General features: G+C 39.9%; 17 protein-coding genes. 7 read left to right on the forward strand and 10 right to left on the reverse strand.

The features are described from left to right. Positions 1 to 86 precede the first annotated feature (86 nt). Entirely contained in the window at positions 87 to 2,441 is a 2,355-nt protein-coding gene (gene hsdR / locus RMY27_RS15420) for an EcoAI/FtnUII family type I restriction enzme subunit R (RefSeq protein ID WP_322664586.1), read from the forward strand. 202 nt (positions 2,442 to 2,643) lie between these two features. On the opposite strand, the gene RMY27_RS15425 is transcribed toward hsdR, so the two are convergent. The 4 genes from RMY27_RS15425 to RMY27_RS15440 form a co-directional block, all read right to left on the reverse strand. Further along, the gene (locus RMY27_RS15425; RefSeq protein WP_322664588.1) at positions 2,644 to 5,745 is read right to left on the reverse strand and encodes a peptidoglycan-binding protein; all 3,102 of its coding nucleotides are present in this window, start codon (positions 5,743 to 5,745) and stop codon (positions 2,644 to 2,646) included. Then, the gene (locus tag RMY27_RS15430; protein WP_322664590.1) at positions 5,745 to 7,880 is read right to left on the reverse strand and encodes an AAA-like domain-containing protein; all 2,136 of its coding nucleotides are present in this window, start codon (positions 7,878 to 7,880) and stop codon (positions 5,745 to 5,747) included. Before RMY27_RS15430 ends, RMY27_RS15425 begins: the two co-directional genes overlap by 1 nt. Before the next feature lie 9 nt (positions 7,881 to 7,889). Continuing rightward, positions 7,890 to 8,234: a CU044_2847 family protein gene (locus tag RMY27_RS15435; protein WP_322664592.1), complete on the reverse strand. Its 345-nt coding sequence runs from the start codon at positions 8,232 to 8,234 to the stop codon at positions 7,890 to 7,892. A 338-nt stretch (positions 8,235 to 8,572) separates the two neighbouring features. Further along, entirely contained in the window at positions 8,573 to 8,833 is a 261-nt protein-coding gene (locus RMY27_RS15440) for a helix-turn-helix transcriptional regulator (protein ID WP_322664594.1), read from the reverse strand. 216 nt (positions 8,834 to 9,049) lie between these two features. Between RMY27_RS15440 and RMY27_RS15445 the strand changes: the two genes are divergently transcribed. The 5 genes from RMY27_RS15445 to RMY27_RS15465 all read left to right on the forward strand — a co-directional run bounded on the left by RMY27_RS15445 (position 9,050) and on the right by RMY27_RS15465 (position 12,959). Next, positions 9,050 to 9,352: a hypothetical protein gene (locus tag RMY27_RS15445; protein WP_322664595.1), complete on the forward strand. Its 303-nt coding sequence runs from the start codon at positions 9,050 to 9,052 to the stop codon at positions 9,350 to 9,352. 325 nt (positions 9,353 to 9,677) lie between these two features. Further along, entirely contained in the window at positions 9,678 to 9,863 is a 186-nt protein-coding gene (locus tag RMY27_RS15450) for a DUF6262 family protein (protein WP_322664723.1), read from the forward strand. Positions 9,864 to 9,989: 126 nt separating this feature from the next. Further along, entirely contained in the window at positions 9,990 to 10,598 is a 609-nt protein-coding gene (locus RMY27_RS15455) for a hypothetical protein (protein WP_322664597.1), read from the forward strand. A 312-nt stretch (positions 10,599 to 10,910) separates the two neighbouring features. Further along, a complete protein-coding gene (locus RMY27_RS15460) occupies positions 10,911 to 11,924 on the forward strand; it encodes a hypothetical protein (RefSeq protein WP_322664599.1) in 1,014 nt (337 codons plus the stop codon). Between the two features lie 177 nt (positions 11,925 to 12,101). After that, positions 12,102 to 12,959, forward strand: coding sequence for a KilA-N domain-containing protein (locus RMY27_RS15465; RefSeq protein ID WP_322664601.1), 858 nt, complete (start codon positions 12,102 to 12,104; stop codon positions 12,957 to 12,959). Between the two features lies 1 nt (position 12,960). On the opposite strand, the gene RMY27_RS15470 is transcribed toward RMY27_RS15465, so the two are convergent. Then, positions 12,961 to 13,440 carry a MerR family transcriptional regulator gene (locus tag RMY27_RS15470; protein ID WP_322664602.1) on the reverse strand — a complete coding sequence of 160 codons (480 nt, stop codon included), beginning with the start codon at positions 13,438 to 13,440 and terminating at the stop codon, positions 12,961 to 12,963. 147 nt (positions 13,441 to 13,587) lie between these two features. On the opposite strand from RMY27_RS15470, the gene RMY27_RS15475 reads away from it, so the two are divergent. Continuing rightward, a complete protein-coding gene (locus tag RMY27_RS15475) occupies positions 13,588 to 14,478 on the forward strand; it encodes a DUF6731 family protein (RefSeq protein WP_322664604.1) in 891 nt (296 codons plus the stop codon). Here the strand turns inward: RMY27_RS15475 and RMY27_RS15480 are convergent. The 5 genes from RMY27_RS15480 to RMY27_RS15500 all read right to left on the reverse strand — a co-directional run bounded on the left by RMY27_RS15480 (position 14,471) and on the right by RMY27_RS15500 (position 19,487). Further along, positions 14,471 to 14,911 carry a hypothetical protein gene (locus RMY27_RS15480; RefSeq protein ID WP_322664606.1) on the reverse strand — a complete coding sequence of 147 codons (441 nt, stop codon included), beginning with the start codon at positions 14,909 to 14,911 and terminating at the stop codon, positions 14,471 to 14,473. The two genes, RMY27_RS15475 and RMY27_RS15480, sit on opposite strands and share 8 nt — an antisense overlap. A 213-nt stretch (positions 14,912 to 15,124) precedes the next feature. After that, complete coding sequence (locus RMY27_RS15485; protein WP_322664609.1) at positions 15,125 to 16,129, reverse strand: hypothetical protein; 1,005 nt, start codon at positions 16,127 to 16,129, stop codon at positions 15,125 to 15,127. Positions 16,130 to 16,261: 132 nt separating this feature from the next. Further along, complete coding sequence (locus RMY27_RS15490; protein WP_322664611.1) at positions 16,262 to 16,816, reverse strand: TniQ family protein; 555 nt, start codon at positions 16,814 to 16,816, stop codon at positions 16,262 to 16,264. Then, on the reverse strand, positions 16,770 to 17,624 hold the full coding sequence (locus RMY27_RS15495; protein WP_322664613.1) for an ATP-binding protein: 855 nt from the start codon (positions 17,622 to 17,624) through the stop codon (positions 16,770 to 16,772). The genes RMY27_RS15490 and RMY27_RS15495 overlap by 47 nt, the downstream gene beginning before the upstream one ends. Positions 17,625 to 17,627: 3 nt before the next feature. Then, positions 17,628 to 19,487 (reverse strand): transposase, encoded by a 1,860-nt coding sequence (locus tag RMY27_RS15500; protein WP_322664615.1) that lies wholly within the window; start codon positions 19,485 to 19,487, stop codon positions 17,628 to 17,630. Positions 19,488 to 20,359: the final 872 nt, after the last annotated feature.

Below are 20,359 nucleotides of genomic sequence, written 5' to 3' on the forward strand. Positions count from 1 at the left end.
CAAATCGAGATCAGTCACTCTCAAAGCCTGAAACCCTTACAGAACAAACAAAAAAGTCCTTAAAAGCAAATCGAGATGAGCCAAATATGAACGAAGCCGAAACCCGCGCCGAACTAATTGACCCCGCACTAAAAGCCGCAGGCTGGGGAGTTATTGAAGATAGTCGCATCCGCCGCGAAGTTATTGCCCCTGGTCGCTTAGTTGGCAATGGTAAACGCGCTCACTCAGACATCGCCGATTATGTCCTGGTTTATCGTGGTGAAAAACTCGCCGTCATCGAAGCTAAAAAACGCGACTTACGAGATACCGAGGGTTTAGGACAAGCCAAAAAATACGCCGACAAATTGCAGACTCGATTTGCCTACTCTACAAATGGCATCGGCATCTACCAAGTAGATATGCACATAGGGGCAGAAGGCTACATCAACCAATATCCCACCCCGGATCAGCTATGGGAAGCTACCTTTAGCGAAAATAATGAGTGGCGCGATCGCTTTGCTGCCATCCCCTTTGAAGACAAAAGCGGCACATGGGAAGCCCGTTATTATCAACACAATGCCATTAAGCACGTCCTAGAAGCAATCTGCCAAAGACAAGACCGGATTTTGTTAACAATGGCAACTGGCACAGGTAAGACTTTCATTGCCTTCCAACTCGCCTGGAAACTCTTTCAAAGCCGTTGGAATCTCAGCCGACAACCCACCCGCCGTCCGCGAATTTTGTTTTTAAGCGATCGCAACATCTTAGCTAACCAAGCCTATAACTCTTTCTCTGCCTTCCCCGACGATGCCCTAGTCCGCATCGATCCTGAAGCCATCAAAAAACGCGGTCGAGTTCCCAAAAATGGCAGTATCTTTTTTACCATTTTCCAGACTTTTATGACCGGACGGGACGACGCTGGCAATCCTACCCCCAAATTCAGCGACTATCCCCCCGACTTTTTTGACTTCATCATCATTGATGAATGTCACCGAGGCGGAGCCAGTGACGAAAGCACCTGGCGGGGCATTTTAGAATACTTCTCCCCAGCAGTACAACTGGGACTCACCGCCACTCCTAAACGAAAATATAACGCAGACACCTACGCCTACTTCGGCGAACCGGTCTATACCTACGCCCTCAAAGACGGCATTAACGACGGGTTTCTTACTCCTTTTAAAGTCAGGCAAATCGAAACTAACCTAGATGAATATATTTACAGCACTGAAGATGAACTCATCGAAGGTGCAGTAGACGAAGCCAGAACCTACACTGAAGCTGACTTCAACCGCATCATTGAAATTAGCGATCGCGAACGCTATCGGGTGCAGTTGTTCATGGAAGAAATCGACCAGAATCAAAAAACTCTGGTGTTTTGTGCCAACCAACCCCACGCTCTAGCTGTGCGGGATTTAATCAACCAAATGAAGATTAGCAGTGACCCTAATTACTGTGTCCGCGTCACCGCCGATGATGGGAAACTGGGAGAACAGCACCTCAGCAACTTTCAAGACAATGAGAAAACTATTCCCACCATTCTCACCACCTCCCAAAAGCTCTCCACTGGGGTTGATGCCCGAAATGTTCGTAACATTGTGCTGATGCGTCCCATCAACTCGATGATTGAATTTAAGCAAATTATTGGTCGCGGTACTCGCCTATTTGATGGGAAAGACTACTTCACTATTTATGATTTCGTCAAAGCCTACGAACACTTCAACGATCCTGAATGGGATGGCGAACCCCAGGAACCTGTTCTCGTCAAGATTGCCAGAGGGGGAGAGAAATCACGCGTATACAACGACTCTATAACAGATGGTGGTATAAATAGAGGCAAAAATAGAAACGAAATTGCAGAAGTTCCCAACCCCAAAACCATCAAAATCAAACTCGCCGATGGTAAAGAACGAACTCTCCAGCACCGAATATCCACCAGCTTCTGGAGTCCAGACGGTAAACCTATGAGCGCCGCAGAATTTGTGCAACGTCTCTTTGGTGAAATTCCCGAACTATTCACAGATGAAGACGAATTAAGAGCAATTTGGAGTCGCCCTGACACCCGTAGACCTTTATTAGAAGGACTGGCAGAGAAGGGCTACGGGGAAGAACAACTCACAGAAATTAGCCGCCTGATTGATGCTGAGAAAAGCGATTTATATGATGTGCTGGCTTATATCGCCTATGCCTCACCACCTATAAGCCGCCGAGAGCGTGTCCTCGCTCACAAGTCATTAATTTTCTCGCGCTATATCGGCAAACAGCAAGAATTTCTCGACTTTATACTCGAACAATACATCAAAGCTGGGGTGGGGGAACTCGATCGCACTAAATTACCTCAACTTTTAGAGTTGAAATATCATACCGTTCGTGATGCTGTTGAAGAACTAGGGAGCGTTGCAACTATCAGTCAAGTATTTGTCGGGTTTCAGCAGTATTTATATTCTCAAGACAGAGCAGCTTAATTAGGCAGATAGCTAAAATTAAGCACCCCAGTTAGCCGATTAACTCAAAGCTACATAACCATAGCTAAAAATAGCGATCGCTTGTTTTGTAGTGAGGATGCGATCGCAATTCCTTCTACAGCAGAATTTCAATAACTATTAGATAATCTTATAGCAATCTCAGAAAAGAATGCAACAGATGGGTAGCGACTGTCTTAAATGCCTACCTACTTACTCGTGCATCTAGTCCATAAGCTCGCAATAGTTTAGCAAGACTTTCAGCAAGTGAGCGATCGCTAAATGCTCCAGCATTCACATAATCCCCTAGACTGGATTGCTCTGTAACAGCATTGGGTATATATTGTTGCACTTTACTTAGAGTCTTATTACTGGAGATGGGAATTATTACTCTGTAAGAGCTATTCAACCCTAATGCTTCCCAAGTTTGCCAATCTACATTTCCAGTGGAATTAATTCGAGAATATTGCTGGAATGCAATCACAGATTGTCTAGTGTAATCGCCGAAAAGTCCATCAGGATTCGTATTAGAGAAACCCAACTGCGCCAAACGCTCTTGAACTAACCTGACATTTTCTCCGCGATCGCCTACAGTTAGATAATTTCTACCTGGTTGTTGAATGCCACCTGTAGAGAATCTACGCACTGAGTCCAAAACTTGGGCATTAGCAATGCCATCAACAGGTAGTCCATTATTTCGCTGGAATGCAATTACAGCTTCTCTAGTTATTGGGCCAATATTCCCAGTGGGATCAGCATTTAAATAACCTAGCTGCCGCAAACGCACCTGGAGTTCTTTGACTTGTTGAGTGGAAAGACTCGAACTTCCTGGAGTCGGAGAGGAACCCATTAGTGCGTTCCAAGTTTGTCGATTCACAATCCCGTTAGCAGTTATGCGATAACTTCGCTGGAATGCAATTACAGCATCTTTAGTAATTGGTTCAAAATTCCCAGTCGGATTAGCATTAAAGTAGCCTAACTGCCGTAGACGCTGTTGTAGCTTTATTACTGCCGAACCATTACTGCCTTCTCTTAGAGAAGGATACTCACCACCTGTACCAAGACCACTGGATATTGCTTGTTGAGTTCTGGTATTGACAATACCATTAGCAGTAATTCCAGCAGATCGCTGGAATCGGATTACTGCTTGCTGAGTCTCTAAGCCAAAATAGCCTGTGTTCAGGCCGTTAAAATATCCTAACTCTCGCAAATCTTGTTGTAGCCTTGAGACTGCCGAACCTCTGCTACTCAGTTGCAGTGTACTGTCGGTATTAATACTTGGAGATTCAGTCTCGCCATCTTTAAAGGGAAGATTATTATTTAATATATTAAGAGTTTCCTCTAGTCTATTTTGAGTACTCTCAATTTTACTTTGGACTTCTTGAATTAAAACTTGTGTTGATTCTCCTCCTACTTTTACATTTTGCAATTGTGCATTAAAATCTGCTATTTGATTTCTAACTTTATCTAATTCTACGTATGTAACATCTGCTTTCTCTTTAACTTCTTTAATTATATTATCAGCATTTGTTTGCTCTATAACTATTCTCTTTATTTTAATTTTTTGTTTCTTGTTCGCTTCAGATAACTTTTGATTTTCAAATTTTGCTTTTTTTATATCATTTTGTACTTTATTAACTCTCTGTTCTGCTTTTTTTCTAATTATGTTATCTCTTGCAATTTTTATTTTCAACTCTTGGCTTTCTTGTTGATTTTTTTTTCTATCTTGTTGGTATTTCTTATCAGATTTTTTGATTTGTATCTTCAAATTTTTATTTGTTAATAAAAGTTGATTAGACTCTGATCGCTTATTTTGTACTTCTTTATCTAAAATTACTAGTTGGTTCTTTGCTGTCTCTAATTCTCCCTGTGCTTGTCGGGCTATTATTATTATTATTGCTGATAACACTGAGGTCATAGCCAATACAAAAATCCCTATACGAATCCTCAAATTTGCTTTTTTCTGAGAATCGGCCAATGTTTTATTCGCTTCAGCTAATATTTGGCTTGCCTCTTTTTCAAAGACTAAAGCAATTTCTACTGCTCTTTTATCCAATTCCTGGCTTGCAGCTAAAAACTGATAATCACGATCGCTCAAGCTTTTACCAATAGCCCATATTTGTGCGTCTTGTAAATTCTGACCACGCAATAAATGTGATTCATCCTGACAATATGAATCTAACCATGCTTGAATTAACTCTGCATAGGGACGCATTTGAGCTAAAACCTTATCAATCCAATTGCCGTCAAAAACAGCCTTATAAATACGGTTATAAATCCTTAACTTATTCTGTTGCTTAACTACCAACCCTGATAGTCGCAATTCCATTTGTTCTGAAGTCTCATCAAATGCAATTTCTCCTTGTTGTAAAATTTGCTGATAGAACCCCAGTCGCCGTCCTGCATGTTGCTCATTTCTGAGGATTTGATCGCGTATAGTCCTCAAATGCTCTGGCTCATCCTGTGATTCCCAGTTTTCGATGATGTGCGATCGCACCAATTCTTCAACTCTCCCCGCTTCTATATCAGCAGGAATAAGTTGACAAAGTTTTTGAGTGAGAAACGGTTGCCCACCCGTCCAATCTACAACCTCTTGCAGAATCGTTTGAGGGTTACTGACTTTTCCCACCAATCCCTTAAGTAAAGGCTGAACTTCAAACAATTCAAAGCCTTTTAGTTCAATTGCTCTACCAATATTAAATGGCGTGCGGTTTTTATCTTGAATCAAATCTGAGGGTGTAGCCACTCCTAACAGCGTAAAAGTAAGACGCTTATATTGTTGCTTGTCAGCACGCTGGTTATAGCAGTCTCGAATTAAAGCAAAAAAGTTGTCAGTCGAAAAATTCAGGCTGAGAACGCTATCGATTTCATCTATAAAAATGACAATAGGTTGAGAAACTTCAACCAGCAAAACTTCCTCAATAAATTCACTCAGTCGCTGTACCGGAGAAAGATAATCGCGATCGCGCCACCAACTTCGTAAATTAAACTTGCTTGAAAGCTCAAAACTACTGACTAAAATACGCACTACACCCGCATACCATTGATCTGATGTAACGTGCTGGCTACCAATTTTTGTCAAGTCGATTACAGCACAGGCAATACCTTCATTTTGTAGTCGTTGCATTGTTTGCACTCGCAAGCTAGACTTGCCCATCTGCCGCGAATTCAAAACATAACAGAACTCGCCAGCCTTCAACGCTTCATACAAATCTGTATCTGCTTGGCGCACCACATAACTGGGAGCATCAACTGGCAAACTTCCCCCGACTTGATATTCGTAGGCTGGGTTTGGTGCTGTGTTCATTAATTGACTCTCAGGCGATCACGGAAATATTGACGATACAAATTGCAACGTGGAGTGACATCATTTCCTTGCTGTTGTAGCAAGCCCATGCTGAGTAATTTAAAGCATTCTATCGAATTCAAGCGAACAGGGCTAGTAGCGGCAACTACTTTCTTAATTGCAGCAGCTAATTCCGGATGCTGTTCTAAATTCCACAAATGCCTTCGTAAATGGTCGCTATAAGGCCCAGCTTCTGTGGGTGCTTTTTGTAAGAGCAAATCGAGCGTAATATCCTTTCTGGCAATGCGATAAAGTGCCATCCGTACAATATAGGGATGTCCTCCTACCATTGTCATTAACTGCTCAACTTGATTAAAACTCCAATTAAGTCCATGCCTTTGTGCTAAATCTAGTACCTGTTGGGCATTAAACTCTGGTAATTCAATTGGCAAGCCTACATTAAAAGGTGATTGGTTAATATTCAACGGAATATAAACTTCGGTAGAATGTACCACTACCAACCGCAGTTTCTTCCAAATCTCCCGATTTTTTCCATCTTCATGCCAAGCGCGTAGTAGTCCAAAAAAGTCGGCAGCAATTTCGGGATATTGAAATACACAATCAACTTCATCCAATCCCAACACTAGCGGTTGGTTGATTTCTGCCAAGAGATACTCCTCAAAATAAGCAGTACAGTTATCTTTACTACCAAAAATCTCGTCCCAGTAATCTGTTAACTTGTTGGGTATCCTTAACCTCCGTCCTACACTTGCACAAAACCACCGGAGGAACTTGTCCAAATCAGCAAAAACCTTTCCATCCGCTAACTGAAAGCTCAAAGGTACAGTTAAATAATCTTGTTGTGAAGCTTGATGAAGAATCCGCGCCATGAGAGAGGTTTTACCCATTTGCCGAGGCGCTTTAATCCGAATGAGAGAACCTGGCTTCAAAATTGTCTCATTGCAGCGAGATTCAATAGGAGGACGTTCAACATAAAACTCTGAAGCTAAATCCACCTGTCCTTCAGGTAATTCTGGTTCTGCTACTGGCATGGGTGGATTTGAAGACAGAAGGATGATTTTCTCCTCTGTGCGAGTGGTGAAGTCTTTAGCTTCCTCACTACCTGCCAGTAAACTCAAGACTTCGTGCAAAATTCTAGAAGTATCGGCAGGCGACTTCCATTCTCGCTGCTGAATCTGATTTAAATAACCTCGCAAATCATAATTTAGTGGTTCACTCCAAGGGAAGTTGACGCGAATCGGCAAAATTAATGGCTTACGTTCAGAACGTAAATCCCGCAACTGTTTTGCCCGTCTCACCTCTTCTGTCACCATTTCGCTAGTGGCTGATTGTGAAGACAACAGCAGTAAGAAGTAATCACATCGTTCTAATTCTTTATCAATGCGTTGGGGCCAGTTTTCTCCTAAGCGAATACTCTCCCCCGCCATGAATACCTGATGTCCAGCAGCTTTAATAGCTTCGTAAAAATTCTGGGCGAGGCTCAAATCTGGATCTTGACTGCGATAGCTAATGAAAACTCTGGCAGTTTTGCTGGCTGGTGGTAATGGTGGCACATTGGGATGAATATCTATAAATTTTGACAAATTTGACCATTTTTCTAACACTGTCGATAGTGGTAGAGCCAATGCACCTTCTGTGTTGTCGTAAGCTGCAATTAATCCAATGACTCGTTGAGTTTCAGCGTCAAACACAGGTGAACCACTGTAACCTCCTTGTACCTGTTGAGAATTCGCCTTGACACGCAATCGCAGCATTGGCAAGTTGCCAAATTCGGACTGGGAGTTAATGTCAGTGATCGTGCCATCAATCGAAGCGCCTAGAGGAAAATCTAGCCGTCCATAGCCAATAGACAAAAATCGATCCATTGGCTGAAAATTTAAAGATATGGGCGCTGAAGCACCCTGATAACCAGGTAATTGCAAGATGGCAAAATCATCGCTAGTGCGATCGCCCAAATAAATTAACTTAACTCTCTGACGATTGATTCGGATTTTTTCCCAACCACCAACTGACTCAACTACATGAGCGCAGGTAAGTAAATATCCTGTAGGTAAGACGAAAAAGCCTGTACCCTGGATATTACCTTCTGGAGTAGCGATCGCCACTGTACAAGCTTTAACTAAATCCCAACTCATGAAAATTTATTACTTGTTTACTTCTGGTGTCAGATTCCATGTGATTTTCACCTTAAGTGATGCTTGTCCAGCAGATTCGACTACATAGACTGAGCCTTTGGCAGTAAAATTCACGCCAAACTCAACTTCTCCACTCATGGGTTGCGATTCTTGCTGCAAAGTACGAAATGCCTTTGTAATTGGGCGACACCCATGAACAATCAAATCCCTCACTGCATCAAAGCTCGCCTCTACTTTTTCTATAGGCAACTCACCAGGAGCAGATACACGGCCCACTGATACATCTGGGACATCAACTGCTACCAAAATCGTTCCGCCATCCTCTGTATTCAGTTCTAAAAGTTTACGAGCCATAATTCAATTAGCTTGTGAATATCTGTAAAAGTATCAATTAAGTAATTTTTCAAATAAATTTATCTAGGATTTTTAGGTAAATATTTTTTTCCAAGGAAATCTAATTAAGGATAATTGCTAAAAAAATGATACCAAAAAAGCAATTCCTTTAAAAACTTATACTAATTCAAAAAATGTTTGCGACAGATACAGAAACCGTCCAGGAACGCAATATTGAAGCAGGTGTGTTGCTTACTGATTCAGCAACAGCCCAAGCCTTACGCTTGTAGTTTGACAGTTCGGCGTCTCACAAAATCCTGCGTCCCATTCCTGGGATTTGATTGTTATAGCAATCGCTTTCAAACGATATCAACCTGAGAAACAACATTCTCTTCACCTTCATCTGATACGTATTCCAACAGTTCCCCTGGTTGACAATTCAACGCTTTACAAATGCCATTCAATCGTTCCGGTGCTAATCTTGGCATTTCATCAACCTTACGTAATCTATAAATTGAGTTTTCAGTTATACCAAGTAGCTTGGCTAGATCCTTATTTTTAACCCGCTTTCGCGCCATCACTTCATTTAATTTCCAACGAATCACTTTATCCATAGGCATATCACTACATCCCCAGTTTAGTGGCTGTTAGATGTAGATTTCTCTACTTGTCAGTATCTAAAATGACAAGTAGATTTATAACATTCTAAGTTTTACAAATCTACGCTTGACGTAAGTCTACACGTCACGTAGATTAATTGATAGACAAAAGCGATCGCCACTCCGGGAAGAGACTGCGATCGCCTTTTGTAAAACCCCATTGATGAGGTTACTTAGATGATTGTACAAGAAGAATTTGATAACCAAGCCTTGGCTCAATCAGAGTTTGAGGGCTACGTTGACCAACTAACAGACCCAGCACCCCCAGAAATAGAAATTGATTCCATAAACGATGATTTTGGAGAACTTTATCGAGTTTGGAACGGTTCACAATTGTTAGGTACTTTTTATCAAAATCTAGAGGGTAAGTGGATAGCGCAGCCTTGTAATAGAGATGAAAGACCCTGTTTTGATACTCCTTTGCAAGCACAGTTAATCATCATAGCTGTTAATGGCTTGCTGGTTGCAGATGTAGCATAACCTTTAAAAAATTTTCCCATCGCCTGAAGACGTGGTTCGTACCCGTCTCTTTTTTATTTATGAGTGGCAGTGCGATCGCATCTCTAAATATTCAAGATTCGCAAGAATCAAAATAGGAAAAGGTCAGTTTAACCTGTACTCATTTCCGAACTACTTCAGAATATTTAGCGGAACACAAGCAGCAACTAGAGCAGACCAACCAGATTATCCAAAAAGCTGAGGCTAATGGATGGGTGCGCCAAGTTGAGATGAACCAGAAGATCAAAATCAATTTAGAAAACATCATTTCCGCGCTGGAGGTAGAGGCAAATGACGTTTGAACACAATGGTTGATGGGCTGCGTGCTAATGCTCAAAGAAAACAGAAAGAGGCATTTGAGAAAGTTGAGCAGGGAATTCAAAAGTTAATCGATGAAAAACAAACTATTAACTTCAACACAGTGGCAAAAGCTTCTGGTCTGAGTAAGGCTTGGCTTTACAAACAGCCTAAAATTAAAGCTTGGATAGAATAACTTAGGGAAAATAACTCAAAAACCAAGAAAATACCACCTAAGCAAAGAAGCTCAGATGCTTCTAAAGATGCAATCATTAAAACCCTAAAAGAAAGAATTAAAAGAGTTGAAGCTGAGAATAGAGGATTGCGTGACCAGCATGAAGCAATTTATGGGCGCGTTCTTCAAGCTTCTGAAATAGAGCAGCGATTGGAGAGACTAGAGGCAGAGAATAACAGACTAAAGAAAGAATTAGAGGCATGTCTTACCCAGCCACGATCTCAGACACAATCATTCGCAGTATCTAATGAGCCTGAACTTACACCTCATTTAACAAAAAGACCAAAAAAGGAGATTAGCGACGCGATTAGAGATGAGTTAATTTCTTTGGGCATTAAGCTTAGTACCATCCTTGCTTCCAAGATACGGAAATCTACCGAAGAAGTAGTATTGACAGCTATTGAGGCACTAAAAGAGCAACTACAACATCAGGTAATTAAGAGTCCAGGAGGATGGTTGGCTAGTGCAATTGATGATGCATGGGAACCTAACCAGCCCCAAGGTGTTGAAGGTAATCCAACAGACCTGTTTAGTGAATGGTATGGCTTGGCTAGAGAATTTGGGATTGTAATCGGGAGCAGGAAGGAAGAAGATGGATCTCTGTGGGTTCAAGAAAATACTAGCCACTGGTTCCCGTTTGAGCAGTTTTCATCAAAATGGACGCTTGAGTATTTGCATTCAAAAAAGATTAAGTAAGGACGCAGCAAGTCAAAATCGATATTTATTGCCTTGAGTCTAAATGAATCCCTTGAATCGATAAAAATATTTATTCCAATCTTTCAACTATTCTTCTTCTGTGGTAAAACTTAGAAAGCAGACATTAGTCTGCTTTCTAACATAATCAATAGTTCCACCTTGAGCAGAGTAAGCGAAAGTGAATTTCCAGGCCACAACGCTTAAGCTGCCTAAAGATGGAGCCGACACAAACCCTCACCATAAAGGAGGTTTAATATGTCTAGACTAAAACCTAGTCTAGATGACAGTGCGCTGCGTAGTCAACTCTCTGACTTGAAGCAATCTGTCGATAATTCAACTAAGCAGTTGATAGATAAAATCTTGAAATTATCGCCAGTAAAACTGCTTATTCTTTTCATTGTTTATTGCTTAGACAAAGCTACCAGCAAAGAAGTTGCTGAAAAGATTTTTTTCAATCGGCGTACAGCAGGACAGTACCTGGGAGAACTTGTTGAAGAAGATAATTTCCTTGGTTTTGTCCAGGCTGTGAATGATAATCCAAATTTTCCAGGGCTAAAAACTTATTTCGTCTTAAATGAGTCAACCAAGATAATTCTTGGTTTTGTTGCTGGAGCGGTCAAGTCAATAGATTTAAGCAATCATAAAAACAACGGGACTTTGCCTAAAGCAGTTGTGGAACCTAATTTCGACAACCTTGACGAAAACCTGATGGATAACAAGCTAATTACTATAGAGCAAATCTCTCAAATCCCTGAAAGTATCCTGGTTTTCCCGCCTACATCTCAAAAAATTTATTCTTGGCTTGATGAAACTCCGAAAACGGTTAAACAATTTTCAGAGCGGATTGGGTGCGATTATACAACTGCAAGCAAGTACCTAAAAAAATACTGGGAATTGGGTATAGCACATAGAAAAATAGCACCTTCCTCCGGTAGTGGCAGGGGAGAATTTTTGTATTTTTTAAATCCTGATGTCGCTAAAGCACAACCAAAAGTCAAGAATCAGCATTTAACTCTAGCGTCTGCAACTCAACCAGAGTCTGGAGATACCAGTCATGTTGATGCAGAAGATACGGCAGTCTCCACTTCAAACATAAAAACATGCCAGAGCAGCGAAGGAGTCAATATGAGTACAGAATCTTCTCAGCAGCAATCAGTTGGTCAACCTATCGATACAAATGTTGCTGAAAGATTTGATGATATAGACGACCTAAATGAAATAGTTGCTCATTTAGAGCAAATTGAAAAAATCGAAAAAAGACTACGCGAGCGTTCAGGCTCAAAGGTAGAGAAGTTAATAGCTATAGTCAAATCCAAAAAGTCATAAAACAAAGTGGTGAGGTTTTACCCTCACCACTTTGTCAACTCATGGGCGGTGCTTGGTGCCAGACGGGTCTCCTAAACTCAGTGCTGAGGATTTCGATTATCCTGCCGTCCAAAAGCTGATACGCACATATTAATACCTGTGCGTCGAATTTTGATATGACTCTAGCCAAAGAAAACCATGAACAAAAATAAGCCAAAAGAACTCCAGTACGAAGGTCATGTGGTTCACCGCCGTGTAAGCGATGGACTGGTTAGCTTAACTGATATGTGGAAGGCTGCTGGAGAGCCACCAAATAAATCTCCGCGAGACTGGAAACGCCTCGATAAAACCCAAGAATTACTTGAAAATTTAGCTTTTACGACGGGCATCTCGCCCGTCCGAGTTAAAACTCAACGAGGCAAGTTATCTAAAGTTCGGTACATTATTTCTGAAATTCTTGGAATTATTGAAACTATTAAGAACGGAAGGCATCCTGCAACATACGGTACTACTGAATTAGCAATTGATTATGCACAGACTCTTTCAGTTAAGTTTCATCGATGGGCTTTGGCTGCACTCAAAGAACGAATTGAAGAGGAAGGCAATCCAGAACTTGCCCTGAGCAGAGGACGGGCAAGAGCTATTCAAGGATGGAAGAAACAAGGTAAATCTGATGATTGGATTCAAGACCGTATCAATGGTATCCAGAATTACAAACAACACACAAATATACTTGCTGCTCATGGTGTTGGCTGGCAAGGACATCGTAATGGCTTTGCTGAATGTGCAGATGCCATTAATTTAGAAATTTTGGGAGGACGTTCTAAAAGACTCAAAGTAATTTTAGGATTAACCAAAAAATCTGCACGGCTTAGAGATAGCTTGAATAGAAAACAATTGACAGCACTAAGCTTCGCAGAAGCATTAGCTGATGATGAAATTGAAGTAAATGATTTACAAGGCAATAATCTTTGTCGGCAAGCATGTTCTCAAGCAGCCTATAGAGTAGTTTTAGCTGCTCAAGGCTCGACAAGGATTGTAGCTTATCTAGACTAACTTATAACCTTTTGCTGGGCTGCATTTTAGCTCTGCTCTTAAAATCTTCAATAGCAATTATTTTGGATCTTTCTGCAACATCCCAAATCTCATTAACAATGTCTCGCAAAGCTGGAACAACCAACAGCGTATATTGTCCTATTCCTTTGCCACCACGATCTGCAAGCTTAAGTGCTGAAATTCTTTCAGCAAAGTTTGACCAATCACAATCTATCAAAAAAACTTCTTCGTTAATCGCTATTATTTGTTTGTCCCTCAAGCTTTTATCAATTTTATAGCCTTCAAAGAAGTCTAAAATCTTCCGAATAACTTGCAGTGAAGTCGTTTTTCTCAAATTACGTATTACTCTGACTTCTAAAATTTGTTGCCAGTTGTAGTAAACGTTAGGCTTTTTTTTACCCTTCCATTCCCGCATCGGTTTGATCAACCCTGAGCGCTCAAGATACTGCAACTGATTGGAGGTTGCTCCAGTCAATTCCATCGTTTCTCGCCTAGTAAACTGCTCAATCAGGATCTTTTCCCCAGAAAAACTATTCAAACCCGCAAAAATAAATGTATTTGCTAGCATAGGCAAGAGGGTGAGCTAACTAAGTAAGGGCTTGCTCCTTCTACATTCTATTTGGTTGAAATGAGTAAAATACTAAATATTGATTTTTTCAAGGTTGTAATACCTTCAGAAATGAATTTAACTTTTGGAGAAGTTTTACAAAAAGTTATAGCTCTACCTGCGAAAGAAAGATTTAAAGAAGTTCGTCTACACCATCTCTCTGTACACGAGGCTAACTTTGGATGGCAGCAGACATGGGAAGGAGAAATACTTCGTATTCGGATGGACAATATACCTACCAAAGCTGATCTTGCCGGAAAAATAGAAGAATTCAAGCTCGCAGACGATGAAGGCATAGGTGAACAATCAGCATTTATATACCATCCGGATACCAATATTCTGCTGCTTCAATCCAACAAACATGGTGTATCGCCAGGAAACTTTGCTCAATATTTTGAATTAATAATTGGCTCTAATACTTCTATTTATATTGAGCCGGTCATTCAGGAGGATGCGTTACAAAGACTAGAAAGTATGAGCAAGGTTAAAAAGTTTGACATTAGTATCGCTGCTTTAGAAGATATGAGCATTTTTAATAATTGTGGGCTTGAAGAGTTTGCTAACCTCACCACAGTTTATCAAGCTCCATCAATTAACATAGAGCTAAAGGTTTCTCGGAAAAAAAATTCATCTTTACCTTTAGAAAAAGTGCGTAACGCAGCAAAATCATTGCTAGGGATTTCTGCTCAAAACCAAAGTCAAGTTAAAAAAATCAGAATTTCCGGTTCTAGCGATGAAGATGATAGTTTATATGTAGATTTATTGAAAGACAGAATGCGTGAATCTATACAAATTAATGCTTTAAAAAATCAACGTAATATTTCTTATGTAGAGCGACAAGAAGCTTTACGTAATGCTTGGCAAAAGCGAGAATCGGAAATATTAAAAAATTATACTAAGTTAACTAATTAGCACCACGTAGTATTGCCGCAAACACTCTAATAACCCTATAGGAACTAAGACCAGATGTTAAAAGAGTGAATAACCAAATCCCAAAAACCAGCCATTGCAATGAACCAAAAGTTTTAATTTCAACAAACAAACCAAAAAAACTTAAAGATGCTAACAGGAATGACCAGTTAATAGCATCCATAAAGTAATTTATCAGTATAGTATACTTGTTAGAATTTTTCATCTGCTTTACAACATTAGTATTGCCTATTGTAAACAAGATTGACATTGCAGTAGCAAGAAAACCTATTGCAATACCACTAAGTGTTGTGGCAGCAGAAAATACGTCTTTTAAAGAGGTTGGTAAAGGTTTACTCCGCAACAATGAGCAATACAATACTGTAAGAGCTAATCCAAATGTTATGGGATACCATCTTTCTATGTTTTTATGCATATAAATCACCCGGCAACCCAATCAAATATAGTATCTGTAAACATTGTATCCTTTTTATAGTAATTTTGTACTATAAAAAGGATACAAACAATCATTCTTTAAAATCTTTTAAATTTTAAAGATATACACTTACTATCTTCTTTAGCCAGTTATGAAAAAGAGCAAGTAAACTTCTTAAATATTAAAGTTTTTTAAATATTCTAGCTATCTATTTTAGTTAGATATTTTACTTTGTGGATATATATTCAAAGTAAAACCATTATTGCATAAAGATTTGATAATTTTAGCTATAGATAAAATTAAATTATGCAAACCTACAGCACCACTAGGATCACATTCAGTCCCAAAATCGGTAACTGGGAATGAGTTACCTGGACAAAGACAATTTTCTAACTTTACTTGCTCCGCGATCGCTTCTATCAACCAGCTTTGAGCAACTTGAATCAGAATTTCTGCATCTACTTGCTCCATAAATTCTGGGTAGCGTCTCAGGCGATTTGTTGCAATGTGTGCATCTTCTAGAAGATTACGCATTTGCCTAACGCCTTCTAGCCACCCAGGATAAATGCCAGGGCCATTCAATCGAATCTTCAAATCCTGCTCTATTTGGCCAGATTGATGTAAATCACGGGTATATCGGTTACTCAGCCAACCATTTTGAGCTTGGTTGAACTTCATACCAATGTACTCTAGGTCAGTAACTGAGCCTTCAAACCAATAGCGACGCAATCCTTCACTGCCCAGTTCGGCTAGTAGAGAAGCAATCCGAGTTTCATCCCACAAATCAACAGTGATCCCTGGATGAGTTGTCTTAGCAAAAGTTATAAATTTATTCCAGCGATCGCGTTCAGTGTCAACTCTTTGTCCGTTTTTACCAATTCTTCTGACATCACTCAAGTCACGAGGAACCACAACTACGTATCTTACTAACCCACTCCTTTGAGTCGCAGCTGTGCTGAGTGAACCTTTAATCTGAATAATTTGAGAAGATTCAAGTGGTTCTCTAAACCATTTTGCCTGTAATCCAATGATATCCCCATTATTCAACTGAGCATACGCTTCAACGCCGCCATCTCCTCCAGCCCCATTAACAAATATCACCTGCCTAACCTGTGAAGCATATTCACGGTGACACCATCGCTCGAAAATTATTCCTGTTAGAGATTCAAAAGCACGTTGAGGAGCATCGCCATGAAGATTGAAGCTAGACCAGTCCAATTTTCCCTAAACCTTGTTCTCAAGACGGATTTTACTTTATTGCAATTTTATCTCTAGAATTCTGCCGTGTCTGGGTGACAAATACTACTCTATTTGTTTCATAGACATATATTTTTTTTAGACATCTAGAGGTCAATAAATCTTTTGACGCTTTGCCATCTTTGCAAAAGGCAGAGAACAATGAGGGCATTCACTTTTTACCCAATCTGAGGGAATTGAGAAAGGTGTCTCGCAGTTAGTACATTTGGTTAAAAAACCCAACTGGTGGCGATCGCACTTCATTTTCTCCTTAAACTGCCACTCAATGCGGTGACAAGGAACTTCTGCATAGCAAGCACCACATAACCGAATTGGTCTGGGTTTCATAGTTATACCCTTTGGTGGCAGCATCTCATATAACCTCTCGACCTGCACACCAATTAGCTTACTCAAAGCTTTTAATTCCTCAAGACTCGGAAAGGGATTGAAATAAAGCTTCTCCCATCGTGTTGTGATAGCACCAAGACCAGTAATTTTTCCTAAAGAATATCCTGAAGGAAGACTGTTAGCCTTAAATCGGCGCAAGCGTCCTAGATAATGACTTATGCTTTCATTTGGGTATGGCTCAACATAGCCCAACCTTGGCAGAATGTCATAATCTTCATTTATTGCTATTTCTGTTTTCGAGGGGAATGTATTTTCTGCCATACCGACTAGCGATTTTTTCTAAAATGCTTTGATCAATTTTGCCAAAGCCATGCTTGAGTGAATGTAAAACTGCCTTAGTGAGTATTTTGACTAGCAGTCCTATCCGCGCACCTGTACTTTCAGCTAGAACCTCAAATATAGGACTGCAAGATAAATTAGAAGCTTCCGGCAGAGCCAGAATATCGAATTCAATTGTACTTAGTGTTTTCTTAAAATCATCGTATTCTAGGCGATCAAACTCATACAGTGTTGGAAAGCTAGTCAACAAATCAAAATCTATCAAGATTTTATCTAGCTCCTGTCCTCCAACTAAGACGACAGGAACATGACATTCGTCAAAAAGTTGCTTGAGGTCTAACAGTGCTTCTCTTTGGAGGTTTTCAGCATTGTCAATAATGACCTGTTCTATCCCAAATAATTCAAGACTACCAGCCAATCTTGGACGTAAATCTACCCGCTTACCTGTTGGTGCTGCGTGGTTAATATCCTTAAGAATTTGCGAAAATAGACGCTTGGAACTCGATGCTGACCAAGCTCTGACATACGAAAGTTTTTTCCTATCCTCTTGGCGATAGTGAAGAGACGCTCGGCTTTTCCCCACATCTCTGGGGCCAATTACTCGACCGCATTGTTTCAGTATCCGCAACTCATCTAACCATCTAAAATATTCTGAAGCACGATCAGTTGGTATGAAGCAATTATTGAATATTTCTTCAACTTCAACGACTTTAGCAAGTTGAGCATTTAAATCTAGCTCAGGAGCTAAGGCTTCAACGGAAGACTGAATAGCAAGTTGCGATCGCGCCATAAATTACCAAATCTTCTTCAAATGTTGTTTACGGTTAGGGACAAGCAGTTTGTGTCTCTCCTGCTCTTGAGTGTCAGCTTGACCAGATAGTTCTGGTTGCAGTTCTGTTTTCGGAAGCTGTATTTCTTCCCTTGAAACTCTCTCTGGTAAGAGTTCCAGTTTGTCATCTTTGTTTGAAGAAACGTTAGCTCTACTTTTCCTCAGTTCAACAACATTTGAGGCTTTCTTGGAAGCTGAACGTAGACGCTTTTGTTCTGAGCGTCTTTTTTCTTTTTTGTCTTCTTTACGTTCCTCTACAAGTTCCTTCCGTTTACCTAATGCTAATAAGGCATCATAGTTAAAATGCTCCTTACGAGCTTGACTTCGCTCTTTATTCAAGGCTTTCAATTCTTCTATACTCAAATCATGGGTATCCATGTTTACGGCATGAGCGTAACCCAAAAATTCTTCTCCATTATCATTAGTTTCGCAGCTGTAGATATATAAAGTCAGGATATGGTCTGGATCATATCTCAGCGTTACAAATTCACCTCTATATGCCTTGAGTGATTCTCCTCGATAAATCAGGTTCTCAAACTGTATAGATCCATGCGCTTGAACAACTCGTTGCGCTTCTTTCATCAAACAGATATCTAATTCTCGCTCATCCAAAGGTTCAGGTAGTTTTCTTCCCATTCCTATAAACCAGCGCTCAAATCTTGTTTCGCGGGGATCTTTGGGATATGGTTCGTGGTTATAAATATCACAAAAGAAACTAGCTAGGATCTTGTCTATATCTTGTATTGTCAAACACGCTTCTTTCTCTGCATTTTTGGGGCGTTCCTGAACATTTGACCCTGTATAACCAGGTAAATCTTTGAGAACTTGAGTATTAATAGTTCCAAAAAGCCGTTCTACAATACCGCCTTCGGGAGGGCGATCGCGTAGTTCACACTTAAATCCTAGTTTCTTACCAATGGCTTTTAGATGTTTTGATCCTAAATCTTTTCCACCATCAGTAAAAAAATATTGAAAAGGAGGACCGCATATTTCCCAAACTTTATTTAGCTGATAATCTTCAGGATAGTTCTTGGGCAAAATAGCATGTCTTAAGGCTAAAGCCACCTCTGTAGAACCTGGTTGTTTGATCCATAAGTGGAAACCAACAACACAGCTTGAAAAAGTATCCACAACAGTAGTTAGCCAAGGACGGTCAGACAATAAATTACCATTACTATCAACTATGCGAATATCCAGTTTGGTATGGTCGCATTGAATAATTTGGTTACTAAAGTCAGCCTTCAGTAGCTGTCCATCTTTTGTTACAACTGTCATCCAAGATCCCGAACCCGGATTTCTGACTTTTGTCTTCTGTTTCTGTTGTGCGATTAAAGGATCTAAAATTCTATAAACAGTAGCTTGATGAGGATAATCTCCTGGTTTCAGCTTAAGGTCAACCTCCGCGTGTCGCTTTACTTCACGAACTATAGATGCTGGTGAAATTGGATGTTTCTTGTCAATACTTTCTTCATAAATTGCTTTGATAAATTCTTGCCACTCTTCGCTGACTCGATGTTTTCCCTTATCTGAGCGTTGTACTCCTGCTGATTCTGATAACTTGTCATCATGGTATTGCTTGAGGAGACGTTCCACCTGGCGAGTAGAAACACTAAGCGTATTTGCAATAGCGTGCTTTCTCTGAGACTTAATTGTGCGATTCGGTGATTCAGCAAGCCACTGGATCAGATTAAATGTCAGTTTATGCCTATCTGATGTTTCCAGAATAATTTGGGATGGATCTACAACAAAATTACTCTTGTCAAGAAAAATAGCATCTGGAGCTTGCGTTAATTCTTCCGTGAATTCAAATTGTTTGTCTGCCATTGGAGTGAAAAACACTCATGAATAATTAAGGTACTAATGTACCATTAATTTACTAAGAATGCGACATACAATTTGATAAATACCTAAATCTTAACAAACGACATTTAATTTGATAATCTAGGATTTACGACATAGAAAATGCGAATTAAGCAAATTTATTTTCTGCATCATTAAATAGTTTATAATCCTTACATTATAAAGGTTTCAGCTATTTCGATGCGGTTGCGACACTATCTGCGAATAGCGACATATAATTTGCGAATGTACACCATTAAATAATTATTGTCCATTTTAAAGAATTAATGTCCATTTTTTCCAATTTCAGGGGCATAAGTTACCTATTTTCGCGGCTTTCAGCAATTAAATCAGTTTTAAAGAATTATTGTCCAGAGTTGAAACCAGTTTTAAAGAATTATTGTCCAAAATCAGCCTGTAAAACTCGGCTAAATATATGTTTGCTAATTTAATTTATTACAGCAAGTCCAAGACTCTTGAATTACAAGAGTAGCTTTAAAGCCCTTTCTTTGCAGTCTAATTAAAAAATCTACTATAGCCGTAGTCACATAGGTTAGGACAGTGTTGATTGCTCAAAGGCTTGAAAGACCGGGTTCTTACTCAGCACTCAGCACTCAGCACTCAGCACTTTGCTATACCTCTTGTTTTGCTGTTTTCACCTAAACAGAGGCTCTGCTACTATATAGCTGCGTTTCTACGGCTCCGTACTCCTGCCAACGCAATTTTAACAGCGACAAATCCTTGCCTGATAGTGTAATAGAGTAAACCGTAGGTATCGCTTTTCCTCATCTACAATACTTAGGGTATTCCGAAGTTTTGCACAATTGTTAGTAATGTCAGTTTTTATGTTTGAACAG

It is taken from the genome of Nostoc sp. DedQUE09, assembly GCF_034530915.1.
GTDB lineage: Bacteria > Cyanobacteriota > Cyanobacteriia > Cyanobacteriales > Nostocaceae > Nostoc.

What these genes read in the sequence shown, in the direction of transcription:
- hsdR (WP_322664586.1), top strand. Translation starts at nt 87, where the DNA reads ATGAACGAAGCCGAAACCCGCGCCGAACTAATTGACCCCGCACTAAAA.
- RMY27_RS15425 (WP_322664588.1), bottom strand. Translation starts at nt 5,745, where the DNA reads ATGAACACAGCACCAAACCCAGCCTACGAATATCAAGTCGGGGGAAGT.
- RMY27_RS15430 (WP_322664590.1), bottom strand. Translation starts at nt 7,880, where the DNA reads ATGAGTTGGGATTTAGTTAAAGCTTGTACAGTGGCGATCGCTACTCCA.
- RMY27_RS15435 (WP_322664592.1), bottom strand. Translation starts at nt 8,234, where the DNA reads ATGGCTCGTAAACTTTTAGAACTGAATACAGAGGATGGCGGAACGATT.
- RMY27_RS15440 (WP_322664594.1), bottom strand. Translation starts at nt 8,833, where the DNA reads ATGCCTATGGATAAAGTGATTCGTTGGAAATTAAATGAAGTGATGGCG.
- RMY27_RS15445 (WP_322664595.1), top strand. Translation starts at nt 9,050, where the DNA reads ATGATTGTACAAGAAGAATTTGATAACCAAGCCTTGGCTCAATCAGAG.
- RMY27_RS15450 (WP_322664723.1), top strand. Translation starts at nt 9,678, where the DNA reads ATGGTTGATGGGCTGCGTGCTAATGCTCAAAGAAAACAGAAAGAGGCA.
- RMY27_RS15465 (WP_322664601.1), top strand. Translation starts at nt 12,102, where the DNA reads ATGAACAAAAATAAGCCAAAAGAACTCCAGTACGAAGGTCATGTGGTT.
- RMY27_RS15470 (WP_322664602.1), bottom strand. Translation starts at nt 13,440, where the DNA reads ATGGAATTGACTGGAGCAACCTCCAATCAGTTGCAGTATCTTGAGCGC.
- RMY27_RS15475 (WP_322664604.1), top strand. Translation starts at nt 13,588, where the DNA reads ATGAGTAAAATACTAAATATTGATTTTTTCAAGGTTGTAATACCTTCA.
- RMY27_RS15480 (WP_322664606.1), bottom strand. Translation starts at nt 14,911, where the DNA reads ATGCATAAAAACATAGAAAGATGGTATCCCATAACATTTGGATTAGCT.
- RMY27_RS15490 (WP_322664611.1), bottom strand. Translation starts at nt 16,816, where the DNA reads ATGGCAGAAAATACATTCCCCTCGAAAACAGAAATAGCAATAAATGAA.
- RMY27_RS15495 (WP_322664613.1), bottom strand. Translation starts at nt 17,624, where the DNA reads ATGGCGCGATCGCAACTTGCTATTCAGTCTTCCGTTGAAGCCTTAGCT.
- RMY27_RS15500 (WP_322664615.1), bottom strand. Translation starts at nt 19,487, where the DNA reads ATGGCAGACAAACAATTTGAATTCACGGAAGAATTAACGCAAGCTCCA.